Source organism: Salinivirga sp., from assembly GCF_055145285.1.
In genome coordinates, this window is sequence record NZ_JBSRDC010000061.1 from 28,379 (window position 1) to 49,891 (window position 21,513).

29 protein-coding genes and 1 pseudogene are annotated in these 21,513 nt (G+C 39.5%); 24 read left to right on the forward strand and 6 right to left on the reverse strand.

The genetic code is table 11. The features are described 5' to 3' along the window. Positions 1 to 4: 4 nt before the first annotated feature. The 4 genes from narH to ACTB0Y_RS12400 all read left to right on the forward strand — a co-directional run bounded on the left by narH (position 5) and on the right by ACTB0Y_RS12400 (position 3,413). Complete coding sequence (gene narH, locus ACTB0Y_RS12385; RefSeq protein ID WP_463207141.1) at positions 5 to 1,489, forward strand: nitrate reductase subunit beta; 1,485 nt, start codon at positions 5 to 7, stop codon at positions 1,487 to 1,489. Positions 1,490 to 1,491: 2 nt separating this feature from the next. Then, complete coding sequence (gene narJ, locus ACTB0Y_RS12390; protein WP_463207142.1) at positions 1,492 to 2,109, forward strand: nitrate reductase molybdenum cofactor assembly chaperone; 618 nt, start codon at positions 1,492 to 1,494, stop codon at positions 2,107 to 2,109. Between the two features lie 158 nt (positions 2,110 to 2,267). Next, positions 2,268 to 2,951 (forward strand): respiratory nitrate reductase subunit gamma, encoded by a 684-nt coding sequence (gene narI, locus ACTB0Y_RS12395; RefSeq protein WP_463207143.1) that lies wholly within the window; start codon positions 2,268 to 2,270, stop codon positions 2,949 to 2,951. A 102-nt stretch (positions 2,952 to 3,053) separates the two neighbouring features. Then, positions 3,054 to 3,413 carry a DsrE/DsrF/TusD sulfur relay family protein gene (locus tag ACTB0Y_RS12400; protein ID WP_463207144.1) on the forward strand — a complete coding sequence of 120 codons (360 nt, stop codon included), beginning with the start codon at positions 3,054 to 3,056 and terminating at the stop codon, positions 3,411 to 3,413. A 411-nt stretch (positions 3,414 to 3,824) separates the two neighbouring features. On the opposite strand, the gene ACTB0Y_RS12405 is transcribed toward ACTB0Y_RS12400, so the two are convergent. The 5 genes from ACTB0Y_RS12405 to ACTB0Y_RS12425 are packed head-to-tail and all read right to left on the reverse strand — an operon-like array spanning position 3,825 to position 6,456. Next, positions 3,825 to 4,343, reverse strand: coding sequence for a hemerythrin domain-containing protein (locus tag ACTB0Y_RS12405; RefSeq protein ID WP_463207145.1), 519 nt, complete (start codon positions 4,341 to 4,343; stop codon positions 3,825 to 3,827). A gap of 14 nt (positions 4,344 to 4,357) precedes the next feature. After that, positions 4,358 to 5,290 carry a quinolinate synthase NadA gene (gene nadA, locus ACTB0Y_RS12410; RefSeq protein WP_463207146.1) on the reverse strand — a complete coding sequence of 311 codons (933 nt, stop codon included), beginning with the start codon at positions 5,288 to 5,290 and terminating at the stop codon, positions 4,358 to 4,360. A gap of 7 nt (positions 5,291 to 5,297) precedes the next feature. Further along, positions 5,298 to 5,741 carry an RrF2 family transcriptional regulator gene (locus ACTB0Y_RS12415; RefSeq protein WP_463207147.1) on the reverse strand — a complete coding sequence of 148 codons (444 nt, stop codon included), beginning with the start codon at positions 5,739 to 5,741 and terminating at the stop codon, positions 5,298 to 5,300. 3 nt (positions 5,742 to 5,744) lie between these two features. Continuing rightward, on the reverse strand, positions 5,745 to 6,299 hold the full coding sequence (locus tag ACTB0Y_RS12420; RefSeq protein WP_463207169.1) for a hemerythrin domain-containing protein: 555 nt from the start codon (positions 6,297 to 6,299) through the stop codon (positions 5,745 to 5,747). Continuing rightward, positions 6,283 to 6,456 (reverse strand): DUF542 domain-containing protein, encoded by a 174-nt coding sequence (locus ACTB0Y_RS12425; protein ID WP_463207148.1) that lies wholly within the window; start codon positions 6,454 to 6,456, stop codon positions 6,283 to 6,285. The genes ACTB0Y_RS12420 and ACTB0Y_RS12425 overlap by 17 nt, the downstream gene beginning before the upstream one ends. A gap of 449 nt (positions 6,457 to 6,905) precedes the next feature. Between ACTB0Y_RS12425 and ACTB0Y_RS12430 the strand changes: the two genes are divergently transcribed. The 4 genes from ACTB0Y_RS12430 (at position 6,906) to ACTB0Y_RS12445 (ending at position 9,564) form a co-directional block, all read left to right on the forward strand. Beyond that, positions 6,906 to 7,376, forward strand: a complete 471-nt coding sequence (locus ACTB0Y_RS12430) for a hypothetical protein (RefSeq protein ID WP_463207149.1) — start codon at positions 6,906 to 6,908, stop codon at positions 7,374 to 7,376. Continuing rightward, on the forward strand, positions 7,376 to 8,173 hold the full coding sequence (locus ACTB0Y_RS12435) for a cation efflux transmembrane domain-containing protein (RefSeq protein WP_463207150.1): 798 nt from the start codon (positions 7,376 to 7,378) through the stop codon (positions 8,171 to 8,173). The genes ACTB0Y_RS12430 and ACTB0Y_RS12435 overlap by 1 nt, the downstream gene beginning before the upstream one ends. Before the next feature lie 152 nt (positions 8,174 to 8,325). After that, the gene (locus tag ACTB0Y_RS12440; RefSeq protein ID WP_463207151.1) at positions 8,326 to 8,604 is read left to right on the forward strand and encodes a hypothetical protein; all 279 of its coding nucleotides are present in this window, start codon (positions 8,326 to 8,328) and stop codon (positions 8,602 to 8,604) included. Positions 8,605 to 8,667: 63 nt separating this feature from the next. Continuing rightward, positions 8,668 to 9,564, forward strand: a complete 897-nt coding sequence (locus ACTB0Y_RS12445) for a cation diffusion facilitator family transporter (RefSeq protein ID WP_463207152.1) — start codon at positions 8,668 to 8,670, stop codon at positions 9,562 to 9,564. Positions 9,565 to 9,581: 17 nt separating this feature from the next. Here the strand turns inward: ACTB0Y_RS12445 and ACTB0Y_RS12450 are convergent, their stop codons facing one another. Continuing rightward, on the reverse strand, positions 9,582 to 10,769 hold the full coding sequence (locus ACTB0Y_RS12450; protein ID WP_463207153.1) for an ATP-binding protein: 1,188 nt from the start codon (positions 10,767 to 10,769) through the stop codon (positions 9,582 to 9,584). Positions 10,770 to 11,011: 242 nt separating this feature from the next. Here ACTB0Y_RS12450 and ACTB0Y_RS12455 point away from each other — a divergent pair, with 242 nt between their 5' ends. From ACTB0Y_RS12455 to ACTB0Y_RS12530, 16 genes and pseudogenes are all read left to right on the forward strand, one after another. Continuing rightward, positions 11,012 to 11,440, forward strand: a complete 429-nt coding sequence (locus ACTB0Y_RS12455) for an HYC_CC_PP family protein (RefSeq protein ID WP_463207154.1) — start codon at positions 11,012 to 11,014, stop codon at positions 11,438 to 11,440. A gap of 99 nt (positions 11,441 to 11,539) precedes the next feature. Beyond that, positions 11,540 to 11,758: a hypothetical protein gene (locus tag ACTB0Y_RS12460; RefSeq protein WP_463207155.1), complete on the forward strand. Its 219-nt coding sequence runs from the start codon at positions 11,540 to 11,542 to the stop codon at positions 11,756 to 11,758. A 29-nt stretch (positions 11,759 to 11,787) separates the two neighbouring features. Next, positions 11,788 to 12,129 (forward strand): P-II family nitrogen regulator, encoded by a 342-nt coding sequence (locus ACTB0Y_RS12465; protein ID WP_463207156.1) that lies wholly within the window; start codon positions 11,788 to 11,790, stop codon positions 12,127 to 12,129. A 10-nt stretch (positions 12,130 to 12,139) separates the two neighbouring features. Further along, entirely contained in the window at positions 12,140 to 12,700 is a 561-nt protein-coding gene (locus tag ACTB0Y_RS12470) for a helix-turn-helix domain-containing protein (RefSeq protein ID WP_463207157.1), read from the forward strand. Positions 12,701 to 12,809: 109 nt separating this feature from the next. Next, positions 12,810 to 13,424 (forward strand): Spy/CpxP family protein refolding chaperone, encoded by a 615-nt coding sequence (locus tag ACTB0Y_RS12475; protein WP_463207158.1) that lies wholly within the window; start codon positions 12,810 to 12,812, stop codon positions 13,422 to 13,424. A gap of 12 nt (positions 13,425 to 13,436) precedes the next feature. Further along, a complete protein-coding gene (locus tag ACTB0Y_RS12480; protein ID WP_463207159.1) occupies positions 13,437 to 13,823 on the forward strand; it encodes a DUF302 domain-containing protein in 387 nt (128 codons plus the stop codon). A 21-nt stretch (positions 13,824 to 13,844) separates the two neighbouring features. Then, the gene (locus tag ACTB0Y_RS12485) at positions 13,845 to 14,072 is read left to right on the forward strand and encodes an SHOCT domain-containing protein (RefSeq protein WP_463207160.1); all 228 of its coding nucleotides are present in this window, start codon (positions 13,845 to 13,847) and stop codon (positions 14,070 to 14,072) included. A gap of 15 nt (positions 14,073 to 14,087) precedes the next feature. Then, positions 14,088 to 16,535 carry a copper-transporting P-type ATPase gene (locus tag ACTB0Y_RS12490; RefSeq protein WP_463207161.1) on the forward strand — a complete coding sequence of 816 codons (2,448 nt, stop codon included), beginning with the start codon at positions 14,088 to 14,090 and terminating at the stop codon, positions 16,533 to 16,535. A gap of 23 nt (positions 16,536 to 16,558) precedes the next feature. Then, a complete protein-coding gene (locus ACTB0Y_RS12495; protein WP_463207162.1) occupies positions 16,559 to 17,086 on the forward strand; it encodes a hypothetical protein in 528 nt (175 codons plus the stop codon). A gap of 29 nt (positions 17,087 to 17,115) precedes the next feature. Further along, positions 17,116 to 17,496 carry a heavy-metal-associated domain-containing protein gene (locus tag ACTB0Y_RS12500; RefSeq protein WP_463207163.1) on the forward strand — a complete coding sequence of 127 codons (381 nt, stop codon included), beginning with the start codon at positions 17,116 to 17,118 and terminating at the stop codon, positions 17,494 to 17,496. A gap of 59 nt (positions 17,497 to 17,555) precedes the next feature. Then, positions 17,556 to 17,603: pseudogene (locus tag ACTB0Y_RS12505) on the forward strand (hypothetical protein); the annotation flags it as partial. A 16-nt stretch (positions 17,604 to 17,619) separates the two neighbouring features. Further along, complete coding sequence (locus ACTB0Y_RS12510) at positions 17,620 to 17,817, forward strand: GDCCVxC domain-containing (seleno)protein (protein WP_463207164.1); 198 nt, start codon at positions 17,620 to 17,622, stop codon at positions 17,815 to 17,817. Positions 17,818 to 18,189: 372 nt separating this feature from the next. After that, a complete protein-coding gene (locus tag ACTB0Y_RS12515) occupies positions 18,190 to 18,549 on the forward strand; it encodes a heavy-metal-associated domain-containing protein (protein ID WP_463207165.1) in 360 nt (119 codons plus the stop codon). Beyond that, positions 18,539 to 19,345, forward strand: coding sequence for a hypothetical protein (locus ACTB0Y_RS12520; RefSeq protein ID WP_463207166.1), 807 nt, complete (start codon positions 18,539 to 18,541; stop codon positions 19,343 to 19,345). Before ACTB0Y_RS12515 ends, ACTB0Y_RS12520 begins: the two co-directional genes overlap by 11 nt. A gap of 308 nt (positions 19,346 to 19,653) precedes the next feature. Then, positions 19,654 to 19,863, forward strand: a complete 210-nt coding sequence (locus ACTB0Y_RS12525) for a GDCCVxC domain-containing (seleno)protein (protein ID WP_463207167.1) — start codon at positions 19,654 to 19,656, stop codon at positions 19,861 to 19,863. Positions 19,864 to 19,948: 85 nt separating this feature from the next. Continuing rightward, a complete protein-coding gene (locus ACTB0Y_RS12530; RefSeq protein WP_463207168.1) occupies positions 19,949 to 21,214 on the forward strand; it encodes a cation:proton antiporter in 1,266 nt (421 codons plus the stop codon). Positions 21,215 to 21,513: the final 299 nt, after the last annotated feature.

Sequence of the window (21,513 nt, forward strand, 5' to 3'; positions counted from 1 at the left end):
GATTATGAAGATACGTGCCCAAATAACAATGGTTTTAAATCTGGACAAATGTATTGGTTGCCATACTTGTTCAGTTACCTGTAAAAATGTATGGACCTCGCGTAAAGGCATGGAATATGTCTGGTTCAATAACGTAGAAACCAAACCGGGAGTCGGATACCCTGATGATTGGGAAAATCAGAATAAATATAAGGGTGGATGGATGTTAGACAAAGAACGTTTAACCCCGCAATTAGGAACTAAAACGGGGATTATGAAAAATATCTTTGGTAATCCATATATGCCCACAATAAACGATTATTACGAGCCTTTTACTTTTAACTATTCGATTTTGCATAGCGGCTCTAAATTTAAAACGCCTCCATCGGCACGTCCTTATTCAATGATTACCGGAAAACCCATGGAAAAGATTGAAAAATCAGCCAACTGGGAAGATAACCTGGGAAGTGAATTTGAAAAAAGAGGCCGCGATGTGAATTTCGATAAGGTGCAAAAAGAAATTTATGCCGAATTCGAAAACTCATTTATGATGTACCTGCCAAGGCTATGCGAACACTGCTTAAATCCAACTTGTGTTGCCGCCTGCCCTTCAGGTGCTATTTATAAACGAGAAGAAGACGGTATCGTGCTGATTGATCAGGATCGTTGTCGTGGCTGGAGACAATGTGTAAGCGCATGCCCGTATAAAAAAGTCTATTTTAACTGGAAAACCCGGAAATCGGAAAAATGCACACTCTGTTATCCGCGCATTGAAGTAGGAGAATCAACAATCTGTTCGGAATCATGCGTGGGAAGAATACGATATATTGGTGTAATGCTTTATAATGCAGATAAAATACTGCAAACAGCATCCACAAAAAAGGAACAGGATTTATACAACGAACACCTTGATTTATTCCTCGACCCAAACGACCCAAAAATAATTGAGGAAGCACAAAAGCAGGGTATCGACCATTCCGTGTTGGAAGCTGCCCGTAAATCGCCGGTTTATAAAATGGCCATCGACTGGAAAATTGCATTTCCATTACACCCCGAATATCGAACCCTGCCCATGGTATGGTACGTACCGTCCTTGTCGCCAATTATTTCTGCAGCAGAGAGCAGTAAACTGGGAATAAACGGTATTATTCCGGATGTAGAGAAGCTCAGAATACCAAATCAATATTTGGCTAATATGTTCACTGCCGGCGAAATAAAACCCATTGTTGATGCGCTTAAACGTATGTTGGCTATGCGGGCTTATATGCGTAGCAAAACAGTAGATAACTTTATAAATACCGAAGTGCTCAATGAAACAGGGTTAACGCCTGAGCAAACTGAAGAGATGTATCAATTGCTGGCAATAGCGGATATTAAAGATCGTTATGTTATTCCGGCTACACACAAAGAGTACGCCGATGATGTTTACGGAGATAAGGCAGGTTGTGGATTTTCCGATGCCAAGCATGCCACAAGTTCCAAATTCAAAAATCTTTTCGGAGGAATGTAATCATGATTAAAACGTATAAAATATTAAGCCTGCTACTAAGCTATCCCAACGAGGAGTTGCAGCAATTTCTCAACGAAGTTCCTGAAGAACTAAATAGTGAAGAACTGTTAAACAATGAAGAACAAGACGAAATTATCCGGTTTGTAAATCATTTTAAGGAAATGCCGCTAATCGAATGGCAAGCTCATTATGTTCAGATTTTTGATAATTCACGAAGTGCATCGCTTTATTTATTTGAACATGTAAAAGGCGATTCAAAGGACAGAGGGCAAGCCATGGTTGACCTGATAGAATCGTACAAAGAACAGGGACTACAGCTCAACACCAGCGAGCTGCCTGACTATTTGCCGGTTTTTCTTGAATTTTTGTCTGAACTGGAAGTTGACAAAGCATCTGAGCTACTGGTGCCGCCAATTGATGTAATATACCGCATTTACATCGCCTTGCGCGAAAAAAACATTATATATCGTCACATACTTAATGCAGTAATCTCATTATCGGCCGAAAAACCCAATGCCGAAGTTGTTCAGAAAATAATTAAAAATCAAAAACCATTAAATTTTGATAAAGAATACGAAGAAGAACCGGTTGATTTTGGTTCAAAACCTTTTTTACTCTAAGTTGAGCGATACGAGTTGTGCGCAGTATCGCTTTACTTAGAGTTAACCCCGAGTTAGAAAATGTTGGCTTCCACCATTTTTGTTAGTGAAAGCCTTACATTTTCTTAATCGTTGAGCGGAATCGCTCAATTTGGGTGTAAATTGTAAACATTAATGCCATGGAACATTACATTAATAACTTTTTATTTACCTATTTTCCCCACATTGCTTTGGCAGTATTCTGGTTCGGTTTAATTACACGATTTGTATATGCTAACCGAACCATTCAGGCGCAGTCTACCCAGTTTTTTGCCGATAAAAAAATACGGTTGGGTAGTAACTTATTCCATTACGGTATAATTGGTGTTTTTCTGGGGCATTTTACACTGTTTATTCCAGAAGAAATTTACCATTTGATAATGACAACAGAAACCAAAAAAGTAATCGCTCTTAGCCTCGGCACAACCTTTGGTTTAATGGCCTTTATTGGCATGATTATCTTGTTGCTCAGAAGAACAAATGTCACTAGTGTGAAATACAACAGCAGTTTCCACGACTATTTTATACTGGTTCTACTCTTTACAGAAGCTGCATTAGGGTTGGCATCTATTGGAACAACTGCTACTACCAGTGTTTCCGAATATGCAGCTTTGGGCGAATGGGCTCAAAAAGTTATTACATTTCAACCCGATGCAGGAAGTGTTATTGCCTCGCATAGTAGTATTTATAAAATGCACATCTTCATTGGTTTATTAATTTTCATGATTTTTCCCTATACTAAACTGATGCACATGCTTATTTTTCCTGTAATTTATTTCTTCAGAAATGGATATCAATTAGTCAGAAAATCATTGAAAAAATGAGCGGACAACAATTTCATAAACCAGATAAAAAGTAGATTTGCTCAATTTTTGCAACTCATAGTTATATATTTACATTTGTAATTAAATAAATATTTTGACGGTATGCAAAAATTTTTAATTATTATCAACGATGCACCTTACGGAACTGAGAAGGCCTACAACGCTTTAAGAATGGCCATGACGTTGCAAAAAGAACATGGCGAGAATGTGGCAGTGAAAATTTTCCTTTTAGCTGATGCCGTTTTTTGCGGGCTGCCCAACCAAAATACACCTTCCGGCTATTACAATATCGAAAGAATGCTAAAATCGGTTGTTAAAAGAGGCGGTGAAGTAAAAAGCTGTGGCGGTTGCTCCGAAGCGCGGGGAATTGACAAATTATCGTTCATTGAAGGCGTTGAATTAAGCAATATGAAAGAGTTTGCCCAATGGACAGTTGAATGCGATAAAGTACTGACGTTTTAGTCATTAATAGTGCTGCACAAATTGTAATTATCTTTTTCATGATTTTAAATGTTTTTACTTCTCTTTGACCTAAGTTGAGCGGTTTAATCGTTGTGAAAAAGCGCTTTACTTAGGGTTAACCCCTTGCTCCGCTGTCCGCGTTCGCTGAAGCTATAGCGTTTCACCTGCGGCAAGCCTATGGCGACCGAAGGGAAGCGAAAGCTACGCGAAGGCGAAGCCTTGCTCGGCCGAAGCTACGCGAAGGCGAAGCCGATTTAGAAATTGTCGGTTTTCACCGAATTGGTGAGGTGAAAGGCATACAATTTCTTTATCGTGAGCGAAAATCGCTCAATTTGGGTTTGACCTTGAATTACTTTCACAAAATAATTTGCCGCGCATCATTTGTTATTTTTTGGGTTTCTCTGGCGTAATTTATTTCGCAGGCACCAATCTTAGGTATTTTTGTATTAGCTCCGTTGGATAAACGTCGCTGTTAATCCGGTTGTATGCTTGTTGCACCAACTCTTTTTGTTCCTCCGGTATTGTTTCTTCTGCCATGGGGTAGAGCACATTATCCTCTTTGTAAATATGCTCCTGGATTAAGTGACAGTAGCCACGCGCACTGTCAAGTATCTTCTCCTTATCACTCATTGCAAGTCCCTCTTCCAGTCCTTTCACAAACCGGCGGCCTTCATCGTGCTCATGTAGCATTACCGGTATCGGATTACAATGCATGCCTATGGCATTTTCCAGCATTGTTTTAAACAAAATATCTTCTTCCTTTGCGTGATGGTATCCATCGGCATAGTTCGTTATAAAATCCACAACTTGCATGAAATAATCTTTGTCCGGTTCTTTGCCGTTTTCAATTTCATTACATTCATTCAATACCGCATCTATAACTTGTAGTATGTTTTGATGCTCTTCTGATAATACGTTTGTAATATTCATTTTATTTGGTTTTATTATTTTGATAGTTCGAGCATTTTCACAATCGGTATTTTTGCTTTTTCGATAATGTCGGCACTAAGTTGTACCTCAAATTGTTCGTAAAGCAAACTGTCATATATTTTTTGTAGCGTGTGCAGTTTCATGTATTTGCAGTCGCTACAACCACATGTTGAATCCGCAGGGGGAGCCGGAATGAAATGTTTTTCCGGACTTTGCTTTTTCATTTGATGTAAAATGCCGGATTCTGTTGCCACAATATATTCCTTGCTTTCATCGGTTTGTGTATATTTTAGTAAAGCTGAAGTTGAACCGATAAAATCTGCTGCAATCTGAATTGGTTTCTGGCATTCCGGGTGAGCTATGACTTGAGCATTCGGATATTGTGTTTTGAGTTCTAAAATTCTTTCCAGAGAGAACTTTTCGTGTACATGACAAGCCCCATCCCATAACACCATGTTTCTGCCCGTGATGCTGTTTAGATAATTTCCCAGGTTCCGATCCGGGGCAAATATAATTTCTTTATGCTGTGGAATGCTGTCTATCACCTGCTTGGCATTGGTTGATGTACATGTTATATCGGTCAGTGTTTTAATTTCGGCCGTTGTATTGACATAAGATACAACCACATGATTGGGGTGTTTTTCCCGAAAGCTTTTAAAATCGTTGTAGGGACAAGAATCTGCCAGTGAACATCCAGCTTCGGGGTCTGGTATAAGCACTTTTTTTGATGGCGAAAGAATTTTTGCCGTTTCAGCCATGAAATGTACGCCTGCAAATACAATAATATCAGCATCGGTATCGGCAGATTTTCTACTCAAATCCAAACTATCGCCTACAAAGTCGGCTATTTCCTGTATTTCACCAATTTGGTAATAATGAGCCAGTATTACAGCATTTTTCCGCTTTTTCAGCTCATTAATTTTTCCTCTTAGTGCATCGTTATTCATTCTACTTTTATTTTTGAATTATATCGGTCAACACAGCTTCTCCATCGCGAATTTTTTCTGCCAGCGATTGTATTGTTTCTATGCTTACAATTTGGTAAAACCCGCGTCTAAGCGTTAGGTACTGCCAGTGCAATGGGCAGGGGTTTTCATCACTACAGTTTTTAAGTCCGAAACCACATTTATGAAAAATACCATCACCTTCCATAACAACTATCACTTCATGCAAAGAGTGTTTTGACTGGTTTTCATCAAAGAAAAAGCCTCCTCCGCGGCCCTTCATTGATTTGATAATGGCATGTTTGGTAAGGGTTTGTAGTATTTTAGCACAAAAAGCCTTTGGAGCATCAATCTCCTTGGCTATTTCAATAACACCCGGTCTTTTGTTTTCCAAATTTGTTAGTTGAATGTAGACCAAAGCCCTCAGTGCATATTCAGTTCCTTTTGCCAACATAATTTATTGCTTCCTGTTTATTACATTTTCTAACGAAATAGCTTTCTTAAAAAGGATGTTGTTTTCCAGGTGAATATGCTTATGCAAATCCTGCTCAAAATCCTTTAGTGTTTCGTAGATAATCTTGTATGTAGTGCAACCATCGGGCGGACAAGTATAGTTGTTCGTTAGTTCAGAAATTCTCCTGAAACGATTGCCCTCAGTTTGGTGCTCTTCATCCAACAGATTAATTGTTTCGGCTACTTCACTTAAATTTTCATTTGTTTCAAAGGCTCCCTGTTTAATCTTCACCATTTTTCTTATAGCGGGAAACAATATGAGCTCTTCTTTTTTCATGTGGGCAGAAAGCGCACCGGCCGCACCCTCAAACAAATCGCGTACTTCGAATAGCTCCGGATGTTTTTCACCATGTACACCACACAACTTTTCTAATTTTTGCTGCAAAAAAGGAAGGTTCTCATTTACATAAGTATGATGCCTCTTTTCAATATAGTTACTTAATTCATCAAGCTCTAACGAATTCAAATACCTTGAATCAGGATCAGTTGATAGAACCATAGCCTCCAACTCGGGCAGTTTTAGATTTTTTGCATGCATCCTCTATACTCACATCTCCACCACAACAAAAATCAATATTGTATTTATCAAGTACCTGCGATGAGCGAAAATTTTCTTTTACGATATCGCCTACTGGGGTGTTTAAATTTATATCCATAATAAATTGCTTTAATTTTCTTCAAATATACAAAAAAATATAAAAGGATAAAAGGCTCTTTTTATAATCTTATCTTATATTTGTCGAATACACTCAAAAAGCATAAATTATGAACACAGAAAATCTATGGTTAGGATTTATTGTGGTTATGGTACTTTCTTTAGCGTAATTTTGATATTTCCCAGGTTGCTTTTGATAACACCCAAAATGGCAAAAGTAATAATTCGGGTGAACGGCTATCTGATTATTCAGGTTCGCTTAGGGCAGAATTTTTATCGGCAAAACTTGGGGAGGAACGGAAGGTGTACAAGAAAAATGTTAAAGGCTAAGTGTTTTGATTTTTTTAGCAGGGTTCAATATAGTATAACTTTGCAACTTTGTTGCATCAACTTGTTTGTACTTTTGATGTTGGTATTCTTACAATGGATGACATTTTAAAAAGATTCGTTATGAAGAAACTAATATTGATTACGATACTTTTATGCACAGTAGGTTTGGCCTTTTCACAGGAAAGCAACAAAAAACCCTATAAATTGATTATGGGTGCCCGGGTAAATCCCTTGGTGATTTACGATTTCGACGGCAACCGTAATGAAGCTGTGCGTTTACACGGGGAAATAGGCCTGATGTGGAACAAAAAGTGGTATTTCTCAGCCGGTTATACACCGTTTATGAACAGTATCTACACGTTCAACGAATATTGGTTTATCGGGATGGATAAGAAAATTCCCGTTTCGTTTGTGGCTTCGGCAGAATACATGGCCGACAATGATAAATTTATTTTGCAGGGCGGCCCCAACATAAAACTCAAATACGGTAATGTTTTTGCTTTTCTGTTTACCCCTGCCGATAAAGTTGACTGGGGACTGAAAGTAGGCGCTTTTATTCCGTTGAATGTAATTCTTAAAGAGAGAAAATAATGCAAAAATCCATATACAACATCCCGGAAATGGACTGCCCCTCGGAAGAGAACCTCATCCGCATGAAACTGGATGGTGTTGAAGGCATCCGCCAATTGGAGTTCGATATTGAAAACCGCAAACTTTCGGTCTTTCATTCCGGCGAAAATTCGGAAATTACCCAAAAACTGGACAGCCTGAACCTTGGAGCAAAACTGGTGAAAACTGAAAAAGCCGAAGAAACCGACCTTAGTGCCGAAAGTACAAGCGGCCAAACCAAATTATTGTGGACTGTACTGCTTATCAATTTTGCGTTTTTTGTCATTGAAATCACCACTGGATTTATTTCCTGTTCCATGGGCTTGGTGGCCGACTCGCTCGATATGCTTGCTGATGCGGCTGTGTACGGCTTGAGTTTGTGGGCAGTGGGCGCTGCGGTTGCCCGCAAAAAGAAAGTGGCCAGGCTAAGCGGGTATTTTCAAATGGCTCTGGCAGGTTTTGGCTTTTTGGAAGTTATACGCAGGTTTATCGCAGCAGAAGAAATTCCTGACTTCAGGATAATGATTGGAGTTTCCATTTTGGCACTTATTGCCAATTCCGTGAGTCTTTATCTGCTTCAAAAGTCAAAAAGCAAAGAAGCCCACATGAAAGCCAGCATGATTTTCACCTCCAACGACGTCATCATTAATTCGGGTGTAATTGTAGCAGGAATTTTAGTCATGCTCACTCAATCAAAATACCCCGACCTCCTTGTAGGAGCTATTGTCTTTTTGGTTGTGGTAAGAGGAGCAATTCGGATTTTGAAATTAGGGAAATAGGTTTTAATAACCGAGCCATGATTCGCCGAAAGTCGAACAAAATTCCGGAGGTGGTAGAACCGGAAATACCCCGGTTTTTTCGTTGCTCTTGTAGTAATTTGTTATTTTTGATAGGTTGATAAGAAAGAGTTTTACCGGCTTAACCGAAACAGATGATGGACAGAAAAAATGAACTGCAAAAAACAGAAAACTTTGTCATTTTCCAAACCGAAAGCGGAAAGGTAAATGTTGAAGTGTATTTTCAAAACGACACGTTGTGGCTTACACAAAAAGCCATGGCAACATTGTTTGAAAAAGACAGGTCGGTGATTACTAAACACCTGAAAAAAGTTTTTGATTCGGGCGAGCTGAATGAAGAAGTGGTATGTGCAAATTTTGCACACACCACTCAACACGGAGCAATAGAAGGGAAAACACAAAATACATTGTGAGATTTTACGAATCGGACTTTGATAAAGAAGTAAAGAAACAACTCAAAGAGAAGCAATAACCTTATGACACATATACACGAACATACGCAAGAGGCAAGCAAAAACTATAGTAAAGCTTTTGCCCTGGGCATTGGTTTAAATGTAGCCTATATTGTAGTTGAAATTGTTTACGGATTAATTGCCAATTCATCGGCTCTGCTGGCCGATGCCGGACATAATGCCAGCGATGTGCTCGGGCTTGCTTTCGCGTGGACAGCTATGTGGCTGGCTACTTTCAAACCCAGAGGTAAATACACCTACGGACTTCGAAAAACAACCATTCTTGTTTCCATTTTAAATGCTCTGTTGCTGTTTGGCGCTGTGGCCGTAATTGCCTGGGATGCCATCGGGAAATTCCAAAATCCCGAACCGGTGGCCGGCACACAGGTAATGATAGTTGCCGCCATTGGTGTAGTAATTAATACGCTCACCGCTTTGCTTTTTATGAAAGGCCAAAAAAACGACCTGAACATCAAGGGCGCATTCCTTCATATGGCAGCCGATGCCGGAGTTTCGCTGGGCGTGGTAGTGGCTGGTTTATTAATCAATGTTACCGGATTGCAGTGGATTGACCCACTCACAAGTTTCCTTATTATTGCGGTTATCCTTTGGGGAACCTGGCAATTATTTACCGATTCTATCGATTTGGCCTTAGATGCCGTCCCCAAACATATCAACCTTGAGAAAGTCAGGAAATTTCTGCTGGCACAAAAAGGCGTAGAAAACGTTCACGACCTGCATGTTTGGGCAATGAGCACCACAAAAACAGCATTAACCGCTCACCTGATAATGCCGGAAGGCCACGAGGACAATTTTATTCCCAACCTACAACATGAACTCCAACACGAGTTTGGAATCAACCACACAACCCTTCAAATTGAAAACAAAAAAATAGAAGAAGATTGTGAAATTGATTGTTAACTTTATTTTTTTTCGAGTTAATACAACAAACCAAATATCCATAAAGGAATCACATTGAAAACACCGGTTTCAATATTATCTTTCACAACAAAAGCGTTTTTCACACCCTTTATCTGTTTTTTATTTTTGGATTTCCCTCCAACCTCAAAAACTATGGTATCGTCTACAAGAAAATCAGCTTTTTCGGAAAGCTTGATTTCATGAATATGTCGCATTTGTGAGATAAAAAAGGTTTCTCTTAGATTTCCGATATCTGGTTCAATATTACTAATAGCATAACTTAGGTTTGTATTTTGCATCCAAATTTTATCGGGTTTCGACAATGTACCTATACTTTTAGATTGTTTATTGAGGGCGGATATCAACTCAGCCTTTTCCATAAAATGAAGTGCTTCAACTAAATAATTTCTATTGATACCTATTCGTTCACTCAATTTACTAATATTAGGTGTAAATGGCACATTAACAGCCAAAATATATAACAAACGCTTAAGTTTTACAATATTAGCATAATTGATGTTCTGCGTTGCCGCCATATCAACATCTAAAATCAAACTTATTGTTTGTCGCAACTTTTGATAGTATTCCTCTTTCTCTCCATCGTAATAAGGGTATACACCAACCTGCAAATATTCATGGAAGAATTGTAACGGTTTAAATTTTTGTAACAAATCGTTTGTTACTGACTCATGATTTTTTAAAACATCATCCAATGTAAATGTGGGAACGTTTATCTCTTTGTGGAACAATAAAAATTCTCTAAAAGAAAGCTCCTTTAAGTGATAACTCAAGGCACGTCGGCTTAAATCACTCTCTCCTTTATAAATATCTAATATTGATGACGAAGTGAAAAGCGTTTTAAGATTTGGGAAATCATCATAAATCAACTTTAATTCCCGTGACCAGTTTGGATATTTGTGCACTTCATCTAACAGTAATAATTCGCCACCCCGTTTATTAAATTCTTCTGCAAGACCGTATAAAGAGCTATTAGAAAAAAACAGGTCATCCAAAGCTACATAAAGTGTTGTCTTATGGCTGAATTTAAAACCAATTTGCAATAATAAAGTTGTTTTCCCTGTTCCACGTGCCCCCAATACGCTAATTAATCGGTTATTATAATTAATTTTATTGTATAAATACCGATAAAACTTCCCTGGGCAATTATTTATTTTCTGCGATGATTTTCGAAATAAGTTTTCCATTCTGCACAAATTTTAAGCAAAAGATACGCTATTTTGCTTTAAAACTAAGCAAATTTTACAAGTTTTTGCTAATATTTTTAGCAAAAGTACAAGAATAAGGACTAATGAAATGTTATTTATTGACAATTTCGTCGATGATGTTGCATCGTTGATTGATTTTCAATGGCAACGAATAAGGATATTGATAGCATATTTGTTTTTCAATAGAACAATTTACTTATTACTGCGTTTTATAGTATAAGATGAAACAGGTTTTTCCCATATTATTATCTTTTATTCTATTGGCAAGCCACACGTCCTTGACCTTAGGAACGCACTTTTGCGGTGGTGAGACCGTGGCGACAAAGATAATGTTGGGTGATACACACATAGGTTGTGGTGTAATGGATATGGAAGAACCTTGCGATGATTCTGAAAACCCCAACAAAAACAAAACTAGTTTTGATAAAAACCCGTGCTGCGAAAACGAATATCAAGGCGTACAGACAACAAATGAATTTGTAAAAGATGCTGTTCAATTTTCTTTTAATAGTGAATTCGCAGTAGCATTTATTTATACCACATTGAACCTGGATTTATTTCCAAAGTCAACTTATCAGTTTTATACTGAATATAGTCCCCCCCTCATTGAAAAAGACACTCAGGTGCTTTTTCAAACTTTCCTGATTTGATTTTAAAATAAAGATTGATTCCATACTACAAGTAATAGTCTGGCAGTTAGTGTGTTGCGTTATTGCAATAACTCATCTTTCATTTTAAAATCATGTATTATGTTTATAAAACTATTAATCATATCAATAATTCTTGTATCCGTTGTAATGCTGGCCCTCGGAATTAAATTGTGGTTCGACCCCGATGCTGAGTTTAATGCGAATTCCTGTAAGCTTAACGACGAAAACGCTAACAGCGTCAGTGGTTGCCCAAAATGCGAGTTAAAAGACCTGGTTAATTGTTCTGAAGAACCGGTCAGTAAAATCAAAACAAAATAAATGAATTGTTAAACTTAAAATTCAATATTATGAAATTAATTAAAGCATATATCAGGCACAGAAAAACAGAAGAGGTATACAACGCCCTGAAGCAGGCAGGTTTCTGCTGCATGACCTTAGTTGAATGTGAGGGAACCGGACAGTATTCCGACCACGAAAAAGAACACGTCAGCGAGAAATATCCATTCGCTGATGCGTACCTGGTTATCAAACTGGAAATATTGGTTGCAGACGAACACGTAAAATCGGTAGTTAAGATAATACGTGAAAACGGACGTACCGGCTATCGCGGAGACGGTTTGGTTGCCATTTCACCGGTGGAGGAAGTGTACAAAATTCGCAATGATGAATCAGGTATTCTTGCCATTTAATAGCAAAATCATGAAAATTTCAGTAAAAAACATGGTCTGCAACCGCTGTATCATGGTGGTTGAACAGACATTTCAGCAGGCCGGAGTTGAAGTTGAGAATATCCAACTGGGAGTTGTAGGAACAAGCAAAGAGCTGAACGAGAGTGCAATCAAAAGAATCGACGAAAATCTGAAAAAGGTTGGCTTCGAGATAATCAATGATTCAAATAGCCGGCTAATAGAGCAGATTAAAACATCAGCAGTTGATTACGTTTATCATAACAAGTGGGACGAAAGACTCAACTTTTCTGACTACCTGACCGATAAAATTAATCTCGATTATCCATATTTAAGTTCGCTCTTCTCATCTGTTGAAGGCACAACCATTGAGAAATACCTTATTAATCTCAGAATTGAACGGATAAAAGAATTAATTGTGTACGATGAAAAAACACTAAGTGAAATTGCCTGGGAAATGGGGTACAGTAGTGTGGGCCATCTCTCCGGCCAGTTTAAAAGAACAACAGGTTTTAGTCCGTCTTATTTTAAAAATATGAAAGAACAAAAGCGTAAATCAATTAATGACCTATGAATTATGTAAATCATTCAACGAATTATGTAACATGGGAGCGGACAGCATCCTGTATCTTTGCAATAAGAATTTAAAGAAAAAGATATTAATCATTAAAAATGGAGTAATTATGAAAAAGTTAGCAATTCTGGCAACAGCAATATGTTTCCTAACTGGTTTTACAGCAAATGCACAAATGCATCAGGGAAAAAGTCAAAAATCAGGTCAAAAACAAGGCATGATGATGCAAAGTAAAGGCATGATGCAGGGTGGCATGATGCACGGAGGTATGATGAAAAACATGATGTGCCCGATGCACAAAGGCATGATGGGGCAACAAATGCCCATGAAAAAATATATGATGGCAGTCAACATGCTCCCCAATATGCAGTCACAGTTGGCCCTGTCACAAGATCAGACGGAACAACTCATCGACATGCAGGCGTCATTTAAAAAGCAGCAGATAGATTATAAAGCCGATTTGACCAAGAAGCGAATGAAGCTTCAAAATATGCTGAAAAACGACGCTACTGCTGATGAGGTCAGAAGTCAAATGAAAGCCTGCTCAGAGACAAAAATCAACATGAAGGTTGCGGCCTATGAAACGGCCAACAACATGAATTCTGTACTAACTGATGAGCAAAAGGAACAGTTAAAAAACATGATGATGCAGCAGGATAACATGAGGCAAGGCAGAATGCAAAATATACAAGGAAATACGAATCAAAACAGTCACAAACATTAAAAGATATTTATCATGGAATATTACATTAATAAAACAATTACGGCAAATTTTGATCAGGCGATAGAGCTTGTAACAGAAGCATTAAAAACAGAAGGTTTTGGAGTACTTTCCGAAATTGACATTCAACAAAAGCTTAAAGAGAAACTGGATGTGGATTTCAGAAAATATAAAATCCTGGGTGCATGTAACCCGCCAAGTGCCCATAAAGCCCTTCTTCAGGAAGATAAGATTGGCACCATGCTTCCATGCAATGTAATTGTACAGGAAATCGATGAAAACCAGGTGGAAGTAGCAGCCGTTGACCCGGTAGCCTCAATGATGGCTGTCGACAATGAGCGTGTTGCAGCTGTTGCCAAAGAAATCAAATCAAAACTTGAAAAGGTTATTGCATCACTATAAAAAATAAGAAAGGAGTTTAATATGCATGGATACGGAGGAATGGGCTTTGGTATGATTTGGTGGTGGATAATCGGCCTTGTTGTGGTTGCAGCCATAATTTGGGTCGTAATACGCTCTACCGGCCAAAATAATATCCTAAATAACACAGCCAATCATAAATCGGCAATCGATATACTCAAAGAACGATATGCAAGTGGCGAAATTGACAAAGAGGAATATGAATCGAAGAAAAAAGACCTCGGGATTTAATTTAAAACTGTAGAAATGGAAAGTAAAGAGCATAACAAATTTTACTGCCCCATGAAATGTGAAGGGGACAAAGTTTATGACCAGCCTGGAAACTGCCCGGTATGCAATATGCACCTGGTTCCAGTAGGTGATGATGAACCAAAGCATGAACATCACCATCATGGTGAGCACAAAAATGAGCATGCAGAAAGTAAGCATGAGCATAAACATCGCCCACACTCGGAAAGCGGCGACAAATATTATTGCCCCATGCACTGCGAAGGTGATAAAACCTACGATAAACCGGGTGATTGCCCTGTTTGCGGAATGCACCTGAAAAAAGAAGAAGAAAATTCGGGTCCCGGCAGCGAGAAAATCATCTATACCTGCCCGATGCACCCGGAAGTGCAACAGAAGCACCCGGGCAGCTGTCCGAAATGTGGAATGGATTTAGTTCCTGAAAAAGCAGAAGAAACCAGCGAGGAAGAAAAAGCCTACAAGAAAATGGCCAAAAAATTCTGGGTGGCATTGGCTTTAAGCATACCTGTTTTCTTTATTGCCATGTCAGAATTTTTTCCATTTCTTAAATTAGACGAAATAGCTCCCCGTAAAGTCTGGGGATGGATTGAATTTGCATTGGCAACGCCTGTGGTATTCTATTCGAGCTGGGTCTTTTTTAAGCGTGGATATAGTTCCATTCGGCGTTGGTCGCCTAACATGTGGACATTGATATCTTTAGGAGTTGGCGCTGCGTATCTTTTCAGTGTATTTGCATTAATTATTCCAGAAGCTTTTCCTGAACAGTTTAAAGATGCGAGCGGAAACGTTCACCTTTATTTCGAAGCCGCAGCAGTCATTTTAACCTTGGTATTGTTGGGCCAGGTACTCGAACTCAGGGCGCACAGCAAAACCAATTCCGCCATAAAGGCTCTCCTGAATTTGGTGCCGCCGGTAGCAAGAGTTATCCGCAATGGAGAAGAAACAGAATTACCCCTTGAAGAAGTGCAGGAAGGTGACATTTTAAGGGTGCGTCCCGGTGAAAAAATACCAGTCGATGGTGTGCTCACAACAGGTAATGCTGTTGTTGACGAAAGCATGATTACCGGGGAACCTATTCCGGTAGATAAATCACAAAATGACAAGGTTACCGGAGGAACCATAAACGGGAACACTTCATTTGAGATGAAAGCTGAAAAAGTAGGGAACGATACCCTGCTGGCTCAAATTATCGAAATGGTCAACAAGGCCAGCCGGTCGCGTGCTCCTATACAAAAACTCGCCGATGTGGTAGCCAAATATTTTGTGCAAATTGTGGTAAGCATTGCTATCATTACCTTTGCCGTTTGGGCAATCTGGGGTCCTGAACCTGCATATGTTTACGCTTTTGTCAATGCAATTGCAGTACTTATTATAGCCTGCCCTTGTGCATTAGGGTTGGCCACGCCCATGTCTATCATGGTAGGTTCTGGAAGAATGGCACAAGCCGGCGTGCTGGTTAAAGATGCCCGTGCCATTGAAGAAATGAACAAAGTGGATACCCTTATTATCGACAAAACAGGGACGATAACCGAAGGAAAACCGGCATTAAAAGCTTTTCACTCATTTGGAGATTTGTCCGAAATAGATATTCTCAGGATAGCCGCATCAGTTGATGCCAATAGTGAACACCCCGTTGCAGAAGCAATTGTAAATGGAGCAAAAGAAAAAGGGATTAAACTGCAAAAGGTTGAACAATTTGAAGCAGTAACCGGCAAAGGGGTAAAAGGAATGATTGACGGGAAACAAGTTGGGCTTGGAAATAATCGGTTGGCTGATGATTTTAGAGCAACTCTTCCAAAGGAACAGCAGGAGACTGTGAAAGAATGGCAATTGACAGGTCAAACGGTGATGTACCTTTTAATTGAAAATAAAGTTGAAGGTATTGTAAGCGTGGCCGATACCATTAAAGAATCCTCTGCCAAAGCAATTCGGGAATTACAAAGTATGGACGTGGATGTGTACATGCTTACCGGCGACAATAAATTTACAGCCAAAGCAGTGGCCGATGAGTTAAAACTCGATGGCTTTGAAGCAGACTGTCTACCCAATGACAAGTTCAATAAAGTTAAGGAGTTACAGGGAAAAGGGCAGAAAGTTGCCATGGCAGGCGATGGTATCAACGATGCCCCGGCGTTGGAACTGGCTGATGTGGGCATTGCCATGGGAACCGGTACCGATATCGCCATGCAAAGTGCAGAAGTCACATTGGTAAAAGGTGATTTGGACGGAGTTGTCCGGGCGCGGGAATTAAGCCACAAGGTCATGCGTAATATAAAGCAGAATTTGTTCTTTGCTTTTGTTTACAATTCACTCGGCGTTCCGGTTGCAGCCGGAGTTTTATTCCCGGTTTTTGGAATTTTGCTTAGCCCCATTATCGCAGCTGCCGCTATGAGTTTTAGCTCAGTTTCGGTTATTTCTAATGCATTACGATTAAGAAAAGTATAGTTTAATTAATAGAATAAAAGTTTATGAAAAATTTAGTAAAAATTTCAGGAATAGTTGTAGCATTATTGGTCTTGTTTACAGCTTGTGAAAAAGATGAGACCAATAATCCAACTGTAGATGGTGTTTACGAAGGCACTTTAAACGGTTCGCAAACTAAAAGCACCGCAGAAGTGGCGGAAAGCATTCCGGCTACTACCGAAATTACAATTACCGGCGAAAATGGAATCCGGGTACATTGTTATACGGAGAATTTCGATACCACCTTTATGATGAATTATTACATGGACAACGATAGCGCTCACGTGTGCTACACCGGCGATGACTTTGAAGAAATGTATGGACACATGCTCGGTGAGGGGCACAGTGGCGGAATGATGGATGACATGCATGATGGTGAAACCGAATGGATGCACCACATGAGTGAAGAACATAATGAAGGTGATGAACACTTTGGAGGTTTTGATATGACAAATCACAGTTTTTCGTACACCTTTCAAATGGATATGAATGATCCATCGGATGATTTGCATTTTCAAGGTATAAAACAGTAATATTTATCAAACATTAAAATTATAATGATATGAAAACAAAAGTGTTAAGTTTAGTAACTATGTTCCTTCTCGGAGCAAGTATGGTATTTGCCCAGGCAAAAACCGAAAAATTCGAAGTAAAAGGTAATTGCGGCATGTGTGAAACCCGCATTGAGAAAGCCGCCAAATCTGTCGATGGTGTTACCAAAGCAGACTGGAACAAAGAAACCAAAATGATAGAGCTTTCCTTTGATGAATCCAAAACCTCGGTATCCAGTGTGCAGAGGGCTATTGCCAAAGTAGGGCATGACACACCTATGCATAAAGCTGACGATGAGGTGTACAATGCACTTCCCGGATGCTGCAAATACGACCGTACTGAAACTAAGAAAGTAATGGAAATGAGAGGTCACGAAGACCATAACCATTAATCTAAACAAAGGCTGTCTGAAAAAAGGGCAGCCTTTTTACCCTATATTTAATGTAGTTATTGTCACGTCCTAAAATAACCTGCCCCAAATGTGGTCATCAAAAAGAAGAAACAATGCCGGTAGATGCATGTCAGTTCTTTTTACGAATGCGAAAAATGTCATACAGTTTTAAAACCAAAGCAGGGAGATTGTTGCGTGTTTTGTTCTTATGGATCAATAATATGCCCACCTGAACAGAAAGGTGAAAATTACTTAACTTCTAATCACAGTTGGGTCTCGAATAGAAAGGTGTGTTATCTGACCCTAGTGATTTATAACTAATTAACTGATATTTCGCAGTTATATAAACAATTAAAAAACAGCTCTTTGGTTAATATGATAATTCCGCACCTAACGGCGCTCGGGCATTACTCAAGCATACAATTTCTACCATAATTTCGCACCTGTATTTCAACTGCGCTCAATAACCAACGGTGCTTCCCGAAATATATCGAGCCTCGTTAGAGGCGATATTATGGTAGAAACAATGATCGAAATGGAATTTCGCCGCGATGTATCGTTAAATGGTATGACTAAAAGAATTATCGGCGAACGGGTACAGGGGTAAAATAAAATCGCGCCATATATAATATTGCTAATCAGGGTGTTGTCAACTGCGAAACTTCAGTAATTAATTTTAATAAAATGAAACAGATGAATAACAAACTTACAATAATTGTAACGCTACTTATACTTTTAGGGGCTTCAACTAAAGCCTCTGCAAGATTTACAAACAGCCCGGCGCCTGCTGTTAAACAGGATTCTACCAAACAAGAAAGAGTTATTTACTACGAAGTTTTTGGTATGGATTGTCCGGGGTGCCAGTCAGCCCTGGAAAAGCAGGTAAATAAAATTGACGGAGTTGCAGGGTCAAAAGCAAGCTTCAGAGAGAAACAGGTGGTTATAGAATTGAAGCCTGACGCCAAAGTTTCTAACGAAGAAGTCGAAAAACGTATTAAGAAAGCCAATTTTACGCCCGGCAAGAAAATTAAACCTCTAAAAGATGAGGAATAAAGCCTTCAGTTTTGTATTACTGGCGGCCATTTTATGCTCCTTCGGGTTACAATCAAAAGCTGAAGGAATTAGTGTGGATGCAGGGCTTACCCCGGCCCAGGATCGTATTATCCTCCGCCTCCAGTACAGAAACATACTCAACCGGATAGGTAGTAACGACCTCCTGGTGCACATGACACCAATGGTTGTTGCATATGGTTTAACCCCGGACATCACTGTGATGCTTCGCAATAGTTACCGTGCAGTGGGGAAAAACGAAACAATGATGGAGATGAACAATCGCTGGATGGATCCATTTCTGATGGGGAAAGTAAAGCTTTACCGCCGTAACACCCGAGAGTATTCACTTGGTGTGGCTGGTTTTGCCGGAACTACATTTCCCGTATTCAACAGCTCGGTATCAAAAACCTTCAGTCCTGTGATAGGCGTAAACGCTTCGTACCGGCCAGGACTCTGGTCGTTCGACTTAAACAATGCCTACGAATGGGTAAGCTATAATACGGAGGACAACCAGGCAGCAGCCAACCAGTTACAAATGAATCTGGCCATTTCGCGCAACATCTTTTTGCCCGGTATAGAGAATTGGATATTATCGCCTGTTCAGGAATTTTCGTTGGTCAACAATAATCCGACCTCAGGGAAATCAGATTTTGTGGGATATATCTCCCCGGGAGTTCAATTTGTATCTCCCCATCTCAAAATTGAAGGATTGTACCAAATTGCAGTAAACTCTTCGCAAACTTCCGAAATTGAATATGGCAACCGATTGATTGTAGGTTTGAGGTTAATGTTTTAGCCTAACTTATTCAAAATCAGGGTTCCTGTTTTATCAACATGAAAATGTACAGGTTGATCCGGGCCCGAACTGGAGGGGATAAACCAAACAGTGTTTGTCCATAATGTCCGATATCTGCATTTCGACATGCTCAATGTATCACGTTGTTGCTCAAATTTAAAATCCTCACATACCCTATGTATGCTGCGGTTTTAAATTCTCACACGCCTTGATCTCGAACATTCTGAACTAAACACTTCACTTTGTAAACATACGAGAGTCTCTTAGAAAACACACAATTTGATGTTGTGCATAATAATAAAACACCTATGAAGAAAACTATTTTCCAATCAACAATAACCTGCCCCAAATGTGGCCATCAAAAAGAAGAAACCATGCCAGAAAATTCCTGTCAATTCTTCTATGAGTGTGAAAATTGTCATGAGGTTTTAAACCCCAAACAGGGCGACTGCTGTGTGTTTTGCAGTTACGGAAGTGTCAAATGCCCGCCAAAGCAGCAGAATATGAATTGTTGTTAGATTTCTATAATGGTAAAAAGGGGTTTATTTCTTTATATTTGTTCGTGAAGCTTTTAGTAATTGCTAATTAGAAAACACAAATACAATGGTCACCTGGTTTGAAAATACCTCTTTACCAATACTATTTATAATAGGTATCATGTTTTTGATTCCGCTGGCATTGTCGCAACTTACAAAAAAGTTGCACTTACCCAATGTAATCGCTTATATGATTGCTGGTATTGCTTTAGGACCTTCGGTTTTGAACTTAATGAATGAGCAAATGCTTGGCAATATGGAATTTATTACCCATATGGTGCTAGGGTTTGTGGCTTTTAAAATCGGGTTGGAAATAAACATTAAAGAAGTTATGGCACATGGACGGGGAATTATTATTACCGTTCTTTCCGAGTCGTTCCTCGCTGTTATAATTGTTGCACTACTGTTATATCTTTTCACCGGTAATCTGGCGTTAGCATTAATATTCGGAGCTTTAGCTCCGGCCAGTGCTCCGGCCGGCACCATTGCTGTTATTGATGAGACAAAATCTAAAGGCAGCCTCACTCAGACCTTATATTCTATCGTTGGCATAGACGACGGATTGGCCATTATCATATTCGGGTTGATAAGTCCAATAGCTATGTTTCTTCTTTCACATTTGGGCGGCGAGGGAACTCTTGATAGCAGCATTTGGACTTCCCTTATTGAACCTTTTCGTGAAATCGGGCTCAGCATCTTATTGGGTGGGGCAACTGCTATGCTGTTTATTTGGTTGAACCGTTTTAAAGGTTTTCGTGGAGAGTTAATGCTGCTTTCCTTTGGTGCAGTGATATTGGTTACCGGAGTTAGTCAACTGGCAAATCTCTCGGAGATTCTCTCGGGCATGGTGTTTGGACTTGTAATCGGGAATTACCCGAAACTCGAGGAACTAAAAGAGTATGAAGAAGAAGAAGTTGGTTTTATTATTCCGCTTTTTTATCTTTTGTTTTTTACCATTGCCGGAGCTAATCTGCATTTAAAATCTATTCCGGCCTTAGGCATGATCGGACTTTTGTATGTTATTGGCCGAATAGCCGGATTAGGCGGAGGTGCTTTTGTAGGAGCCAGTCTTGGTAAAATGGAGCCCAAAGTACGTAAATACCTGGGCTTTGGAATACTTTCACAAGCCGGTGTGGCGATTGGTCTGGCCCTTATTGTTAAAAACCGTTTCCAGGGCATGGGACCCGAAATCGACGATGCCGGGCTAACCATGGGTAGTCACATCGGAAACATTGTTTTCACCACCATTACAGCCACCAGTGTGGTTTTTGAAATTCTTGGCCCAATCCTGACCAAATTTGCACTTAAGAAATCAGGGGAAGCACAGGTCTGATCTATTAATGCTTCATCACTGCTCACGGTGTTTTAAAAACGAGTGCAACGCAGGGTTTGACGCTTTCTTGCAAAGAACACATAATTTTTAGTTTGCCACCCCACAGACGTAAGCATATATGGCAACTAAAGTTTCAGCTCTGCCAAAATGCTGGTTGGGGCAAGTGGTGTCGATTAACCCAACTTGAAAACACAAACGCATAAATAACTTCCATTGAGTGCATTATGATTTTGTTTTTTACAATTGGGGGACTACTTTTGTTTTTCTAACATATGGGCGGTGTTTAAAATTATGGCTGT

Excerpts from the sequence above, each read along its gene's own strand:
- narH (WP_463207141.1), top strand. The coding sequence starts at position 5 with ATGAAGATACGTGCCCAAATAACAATGGTTTTAAATCTGGACAAATGT.
- narJ (WP_463207142.1), top strand. The coding sequence starts at position 1,492 with ATGATTAAAACGTATAAAATATTAAGCCTGCTACTAAGCTATCCCAAC.
- narI (WP_463207143.1), top strand. The coding sequence starts at position 2,268 with ATGGAACATTACATTAATAACTTTTTATTTACCTATTTTCCCCACATT.
- ACTB0Y_RS12400 (WP_463207144.1), top strand. The coding sequence starts at position 3,054 with ATGCAAAAATTTTTAATTATTATCAACGATGCACCTTACGGAACTGAG.
- ACTB0Y_RS12405 (WP_463207145.1), bottom strand. The coding sequence starts at position 4,343 with ATGAATATTACAAACGTATTATCAGAAGAGCATCAAAACATACTACAA.
- nadA (WP_463207146.1), bottom strand. The coding sequence starts at position 5,290 with ATGAATAACGATGCACTAAGAGGAAAAATTAATGAGCTGAAAAAGCGG.
- ACTB0Y_RS12415 (WP_463207147.1), bottom strand. The coding sequence starts at position 5,741 with ATGTTGGCAAAAGGAACTGAATATGCACTGAGGGCTTTGGTCTACATT.
- ACTB0Y_RS12420 (WP_463207169.1), bottom strand. The coding sequence starts at position 6,299 with ATGGTTCTATCAACTGATCCTGATTCAAGGTATTTGAATTCGTTAGAG.
- ACTB0Y_RS12425 (WP_463207148.1), bottom strand. The coding sequence starts at position 6,456 with ATGGATATAAATTTAAACACCCCAGTAGGCGATATCGTAAAAGAAAAT.
- ACTB0Y_RS12430 (WP_463207149.1), top strand. The coding sequence starts at position 6,906 with ATGAAGAAACTAATATTGATTACGATACTTTTATGCACAGTAGGTTTG.
- ACTB0Y_RS12435 (WP_463207150.1), top strand. The coding sequence starts at position 7,376 with ATGCAAAAATCCATATACAACATCCCGGAAATGGACTGCCCCTCGGAA.
- ACTB0Y_RS12440 (WP_463207151.1), top strand. The coding sequence starts at position 8,326 with ATGATGGACAGAAAAAATGAACTGCAAAAAACAGAAAACTTTGTCATT.
- ACTB0Y_RS12445 (WP_463207152.1), top strand. The coding sequence starts at position 8,668 with ATGACACATATACACGAACATACGCAAGAGGCAAGCAAAAACTATAGT.
- ACTB0Y_RS12450 (WP_463207153.1), bottom strand. The coding sequence starts at position 10,769 with ATGGAAAACTTATTTCGAAAATCATCGCAGAAAATAAATAATTGCCCA.
- ACTB0Y_RS12455 (WP_463207154.1), top strand. The coding sequence starts at position 11,012 with ATGAAACAGGTTTTTCCCATATTATTATCTTTTATTCTATTGGCAAGC.
- ACTB0Y_RS12460 (WP_463207155.1), top strand. The coding sequence starts at position 11,540 with ATGTTTATAAAACTATTAATCATATCAATAATTCTTGTATCCGTTGTA.
- ACTB0Y_RS12465 (WP_463207156.1), top strand. The coding sequence starts at position 11,788 with ATGAAATTAATTAAAGCATATATCAGGCACAGAAAAACAGAAGAGGTA.
- ACTB0Y_RS12470 (WP_463207157.1), top strand. The coding sequence starts at position 12,140 with ATGAAAATTTCAGTAAAAAACATGGTCTGCAACCGCTGTATCATGGTG.
- ACTB0Y_RS12475 (WP_463207158.1), top strand. The coding sequence starts at position 12,810 with ATGAAAAAGTTAGCAATTCTGGCAACAGCAATATGTTTCCTAACTGGT.
- ACTB0Y_RS12480 (WP_463207159.1), top strand. The coding sequence starts at position 13,437 with ATGGAATATTACATTAATAAAACAATTACGGCAAATTTTGATCAGGCG.
- ACTB0Y_RS12485 (WP_463207160.1), top strand. The coding sequence starts at position 13,845 with ATGCATGGATACGGAGGAATGGGCTTTGGTATGATTTGGTGGTGGATA.
- ACTB0Y_RS12490 (WP_463207161.1), top strand. The coding sequence starts at position 14,088 with ATGGAAAGTAAAGAGCATAACAAATTTTACTGCCCCATGAAATGTGAA.
- ACTB0Y_RS12495 (WP_463207162.1), top strand. The coding sequence starts at position 16,559 with ATGAAAAATTTAGTAAAAATTTCAGGAATAGTTGTAGCATTATTGGTC.
- ACTB0Y_RS12500 (WP_463207163.1), top strand. The coding sequence starts at position 17,116 with ATGAAAACAAAAGTGTTAAGTTTAGTAACTATGTTCCTTCTCGGAGCA.
- ACTB0Y_RS12510 (WP_463207164.1), top strand. The coding sequence starts at position 17,620 with ATGCATGTCAGTTCTTTTTACGAATGCGAAAAATGTCATACAGTTTTA.
- ACTB0Y_RS12515 (WP_463207165.1), top strand. The coding sequence starts at position 18,190 with ATGAATAACAAACTTACAATAATTGTAACGCTACTTATACTTTTAGGG.
- ACTB0Y_RS12520 (WP_463207166.1), top strand. The coding sequence starts at position 18,539 with ATGAGGAATAAAGCCTTCAGTTTTGTATTACTGGCGGCCATTTTATGC.
- ACTB0Y_RS12525 (WP_463207167.1), top strand. The coding sequence starts at position 19,654 with ATGAAGAAAACTATTTTCCAATCAACAATAACCTGCCCCAAATGTGGC.
- ACTB0Y_RS12530 (WP_463207168.1), top strand. The coding sequence starts at position 19,949 with ATGGTCACCTGGTTTGAAAATACCTCTTTACCAATACTATTTATAATA.